This window comes from Streptomyces sp. NRRL B-24085, from assembly GCF_001282115.1.
Taxonomy (GTDB): Bacteria; Actinomycetota; Actinomycetes; order Streptomycetales; family Streptomycetaceae; genus Streptomyces.
The window spans coordinates 1-4,467 of the sequence record NZ_LJBR01000534.1; the positions used below are offsets into that span (position 1 = coordinate 1).

A 4,467-nucleotide genomic window follows, 5' to 3' on the forward strand; every position below is an offset into this window, starting at 1 on the left:
TCTGGGGGGTGCGGGAGTCGTGGTGGTGGCTGTTGCCCGCGTCCCTGCTCGCGCCGATGATGATCGGGCCGGGGAGTGGTGGACCACCTCGCGGGCGGGGACGCCGGGCTTGTTCTCGGCGGGGGACCACACGGGCTTGCCCATGACCATCAGCGGGTCGAACATCACGACGACACCCGCGAGCAGCAGGAAGGCCAGCGGACCGATCATCATCGGCGCGAGCAGGGACGCGGGCGAGTCACCGGAGACCGGCGCGGACGTGTTGTGCAGATGGACGCTGAGGGCGGCCATGCCGGTGTAGTGCATGCCCGTGACGGCGAGACCCATGATGAGGCTCGCGCCCACGCTCCACAGGAATCCCCTGACCTGCCCGGCGGCCCACAGGGCTGCGGTGGCGGCGACGACGGCTATGACCACGGAGATGGCGACGGTGACCGTGTTGTACTCCAGTTGCCCGTTCAGGCGCATGCCGGCCATGCCCAGGTAGTGCATCGAGGCGATGCCGAGCCCGGTGACGGCGCCGCCGGTCATCAGGGGGGTGCCGGTCGTGCCCCGGTATCCGACGATGAAGACCCCGATGCCCACCATGACGATGGCCACGGCGAGGCTCGCGAAGGTGATGGACCTGTCGTAGTGGATCGGCGCCTGCTCGACCTTGAACCCCATCATGGCGACGAAGTGCATGGTCCAGATGCCGGAGCCGATCGCGGCCGAGCCGAGAGCCAGCCAGCCGGGTCGCCAGGATCTGCTGACCAGCATGGATCTGGTGGTGCAACGCAGGCCGAGGGCACCGCCGAGGCAGGCCATGAGGTAGGCCACCAGCGGTGTGACGAGTCCGTAGCTGAATCCGTCGACCGTGCCTTGCATGCGCGGCTGCCCTTCCGCCCTCTTACATCCTGGAATTCCCTGAAAAGTGCCCCTTCCCAGCACTGACCGAACGGTCAGGGCCGAGGCAGAGAGTATGACTGCCACCGGAATGGTCGAACGATTTTCCGGCAAAGAAACACGCCCTTGCCCCAGTTGTGCGGCACCAGTGAGCGGTCTCGGGACACGCTCGTTCAGGATGTGTCCATTCTGTACCCCGCTGCCGTTGACCCGGTGCTGTCACAGTTGTGCTGTACGTGATCGCCCGACGCGAGGAGTACGTATGCACGCGCGCGCCGCGGCCGCCCTGACCACCGCGCTCCTGGGGACCGCCGCCCTCCTGCTTCCCGCCACCGACGTCCGGGCCGTCGAGGACGGCACGCCCCCCACGGTCATCGCCCACCGGGGCGGTTCCGCCTACGCCCCCGAGAACACCCTGGCCGCCGTCGACAAGGCCGCCCGGCTCGGCGCCGTCTGGGTCGAGAACGACGTCCAGCGCACCAAGGACGGCGAACTCGTCGTCCTCCACGACGACAGCCTCCAGCGCACCACCGACGTGGAGCAGGTCTTCCCCGGGCGGGCACCCTGGAAGGTGAGGGACTTCACGGCCGCCGAGATCGCCCGGCTGGACGCGGGCGGCTGGTTCGGTGCCGCCTACGCGGGCGCGCGCGTGCCGACGCTGGAGCAGTACGTGCACCGCGTCGATCTCCACCATCAGAAACTGCTCCTCGAACTCAAGAACCCGGAGCTGTACCCGGGCATCGAGCGGGAGACCCTCAAGCTTCTCGCCAACGAGGGGTGGCTCGACAGGAAGCACCGGGGCCGGCTGGTCGTGCAGAGCTTCAGCGCGGCCAGTCTGCGGACCGTCCATGACCTCGAGCCCGCGGTGAGGACCGGTTTCCTCGGGACGCCGTCCGTGGCGGACCTGCACGCGTACGCGTCCTTCGCGGACCAGATCAACCCGTCGTACACCACCGTCTCCACGGCCTACGTCTCCGCCGTCCACGCCTTCACCGGTCCGCACGACAAGCCGCTGGAGGTCTCCGCCTGGACCGTCGACACCGCGGAGGCCGCGCGCAGGGTCGCCGGGTACGGCGTCGACGGCATCATCACCAACAAGCCGGACGTGGTGCGGGACGCGCTGTCCGGCTAGCGGGCCGTTCGCAGAGCTCGGCGGGTGTTGTCAGTGCCGGATCGTACGGTGGTGGCATGAACAGCCATGGGCAGGACGAGCAGCGGATCGTGTGGGCCGTCGTCGGCACGGACATCGGCCCGCTGCTGCTGGCCGCGACCGACGAGGGTCTGGTCAACGTGGTCTTCCACGCCACCGACCCGGTCCGCGACAAGGCACTGGAGCGGCTCGCGTCCCGGCTGGGCACCGAGCCCGTCGAGGCGCCCGGCTCTCCGCTCCTGGCCGAGGCGATACGCCAGGTCGAGGCCTATTTCGCGGGCGAACGGCACGATTTCGAGCTGCCCCTGGACTGGTCGCTGATCTCCGGCTTCAACCGGCAGGTGCTGCGCGAGCTGGCGTCCGGCGTGCGGTTCGGCCAGGTCGTCGGTTACGGCGAGCTGGCCGGGCGGGTCGGCCAGCCGGGTGCCGCACAGGCCGTCGGGGTGGCCATGGGCTCCAACCCGCTGCCGGTCGTCGTGCCCTGCCACCGGGTCGTCGAGAGCGACGGCGGCATCGGTGGCTTCGGCGGCGGTCTGGAGACCAAGCGGCAACTGCTCGCGCTGGAGGGCGTGCTGCCCGAGCCGCTGTTCTGAGGCAGTCCCGTCCGCGTTTCTGAGGCGGTCCCGTCCGGCGCCCCCTAGGCGATCCGAAGCGACGGTGATCGACCGGGGCGCGAGCTGCAAGCACGTTGCTCGACCGGCACGGGGCGCTGAGCGCGTACGGCCACTGAACGACCTGCGGCAGTTGAAAGACGTTCGGCTGGTCTGACGCCGTGGGCGAGGGACCACGCGACACGCGTCGGCGTGGCCCCTGGAGCGGTCAGTCGTAGTGGCGCGCCTCGAAGACGTTGCCGTCCGGGTCGCGGAAGTAGAAGCTGCGCCGGGCCATTCCGCGGGCGCCGAAGGAGTCGTGGGAGAAGTCCGAGACGGGCACGGAGCGTTCCTCCAGGCGGGCACGGAGTGTCTCGAACTCGGCGGCCGGCATGGCAAGGCAGACGTGGTTGACGGGGTGTCCCGCGCTCTCGGCAGCGCCGGGGACCATTTTCATGCCGGCCGCCAGGGTGAGCGGCATGAGGTCGAGGATGGTCTCGTCGTTGAGCCGTACGGAGGGGAAGGACACCGCTCCCGCGGCGAAGTCGGTGAGCCGCACGGGTTCCGTGCCCAGGGTCTTCTCGTAGAAGTCGGCCGATGCCACCGGGTCGCGCACCCAGAGGACGACATGGTCGAGACGTATCGAGTTGTCCGTCATGCACCCAAGGCTGGTGTCCTCCGCCACGGCTCGCAAGGGTTTGGCCTGCCCCGCCGCCCGCCAGAGATGAGGGAGAACCGATCGACAGGAGGCAGGCCCGTGGTGCTGGTGGTGTCCGAAGAGGTGCGCGAGGCGATCGACGCGCGTCGACCCGTGGTGGCCCTGGAGTCCACGATCATCGCGCACGGTCTGCCGCGTCCCCGCAATCTGCAGGTGGCGCTGGAGCTGGAGGACGTCGTACGGCAGGAGGGGGCCGTGCCGGCGACGATCGCCGTACTGGACGGGCGGCCCCATGTCGGCCTGGACAAGCAGCAGTTGGAGCGGGTCGCGAACGAGGACGGGATCCGCAAGCTGGGGCACCGGGACCTGCCGCTCGCGGTGGCCGCCGGGGTCAGCGGGGCGACCACGGTGTCGGCCACGGCGCAGCTCGCGGCGCTGGCCGGGGTGGAGGTGTTCGCCACGGGCGGGCTCGGCGGGGTGCACCGGGAGTGGACGACGATCCAGGACGAGTCGGCCGACCTCGGCCTGCTGGCCCGCACGGCGATCACGGTGGTGTGCGCGGGCGTGAAGTCCATCCTGGACGTGCCCGCGACGCTCCAGCGGCTGGAGACGCTGGGGGTCGCGGTCGCCGGTTACGGCACGGACCGCTTCCCCGGGTTCTACCTGTCCGACTCCGGCTTCCCGGTGGAGTGGCGGCTGGACACCCCCGAGCAGGTGGCGCAGGTCATGCGCGCGCGTGAGGCGCTCGGCGCGCCCGGCTCGGCACTGATCGTCGCCAACCCGGTGCCCGAGGAGGAGCAGCTGGATCCCGAGCTGCACGCGCGCGTGCTCGCGGACGCGCTCCAGGCCTGCGAGGAGGCGGGAGTCACCGGTCAAGGGGTCACGCCGTTCCTGCTGGACCACCTGGTGCGGCACACCGACGGCGCCTCCCTGAGCGCCAACCTGGCGGCGGTGCGGGGCAATGTGCGGCTGGCGGCACGCATCGCGGCCGCCCGGGCCGGGGCGTGACGACGGACGGGCTCGGTCAGGCCGCGGCCGCCCGGGGTGGCGGCCTCCTGGTCGTCGGGGACGTCATCACGGACGTCGTCGCCAGGCATCGGGGGCCGCTCGCCACCGGCACGGACACCGCCGCCGCGATCCGTACGGTGCCGGGCGGGGCGGGGGCCAATGTGGCCTGTTGGGCG

5 protein-coding genes and 1 pseudogene are annotated in these 4,467 nt (G+C 70.8%); 4 read left to right on the plus strand and 2 right to left on the minus strand.

Features of this window, described 5'->3' with window-relative positions; all coding sequences use genetic code 11:
• On the minus strand, nucleotides 1-867 hold an 867-nt coding region (locus AOJ26_RS38775; protein WP_053853041.1), incomplete at its 3' end, for an MHYT domain-containing protein.
• A 280-nt stretch (nucleotides 868-1,147) separates the two neighbouring features.
• Here AOJ26_RS38775 and AOJ26_RS38780 point away from each other — a divergent pair.
• Nucleotides 1,148-2,017, plus strand: coding sequence for a glycerophosphodiester phosphodiesterase (locus AOJ26_RS38780; RefSeq protein ID WP_053853037.1), 870 nt, complete (start codon nucleotides 1,148-1,150; stop codon nucleotides 2,015-2,017).
• Nucleotides 2,018-2,073: 56 nt separating this feature from the next.
• Nucleotides 2,074-2,628, plus strand: a complete 555-nt coding sequence (locus AOJ26_RS38785) for a methylated-DNA--[protein]-cysteine S-methyltransferase (RefSeq protein ID WP_053853038.1) — start codon at nucleotides 2,074-2,076, stop codon at nucleotides 2,626-2,628.
• Between the two features lie 226 nt (nucleotides 2,629-2,854).
• On the opposite strand, the gene AOJ26_RS38790 is transcribed toward AOJ26_RS38785, so the two are convergent.
• Nucleotides 2,855-3,283, minus strand: coding sequence for a VOC family protein (locus AOJ26_RS38790; protein WP_053853039.1), 429 nt, complete (start codon nucleotides 3,281-3,283; stop codon nucleotides 2,855-2,857).
• A gap of 99 nt (nucleotides 3,284-3,382) precedes the next feature.
• On the opposite strand from AOJ26_RS38790, the gene AOJ26_RS38795 reads away from it, so the two are divergent.
• Nucleotides 3,383-4,291 (plus strand): pseudouridine-5'-phosphate glycosidase, encoded by a 909-nt coding sequence (locus AOJ26_RS38795; RefSeq protein ID WP_053853040.1) that lies wholly within the window; start codon nucleotides 3,383-3,385, stop codon nucleotides 4,289-4,291.
• A pseudogene (locus tag AOJ26_RS44755) lies at nucleotides 4,288-4,467 on the plus strand (sugar kinase); the annotation flags it as partial. The gene AOJ26_RS38795 and the pseudogene AOJ26_RS44755, both read left to right, overlap by 4 nt.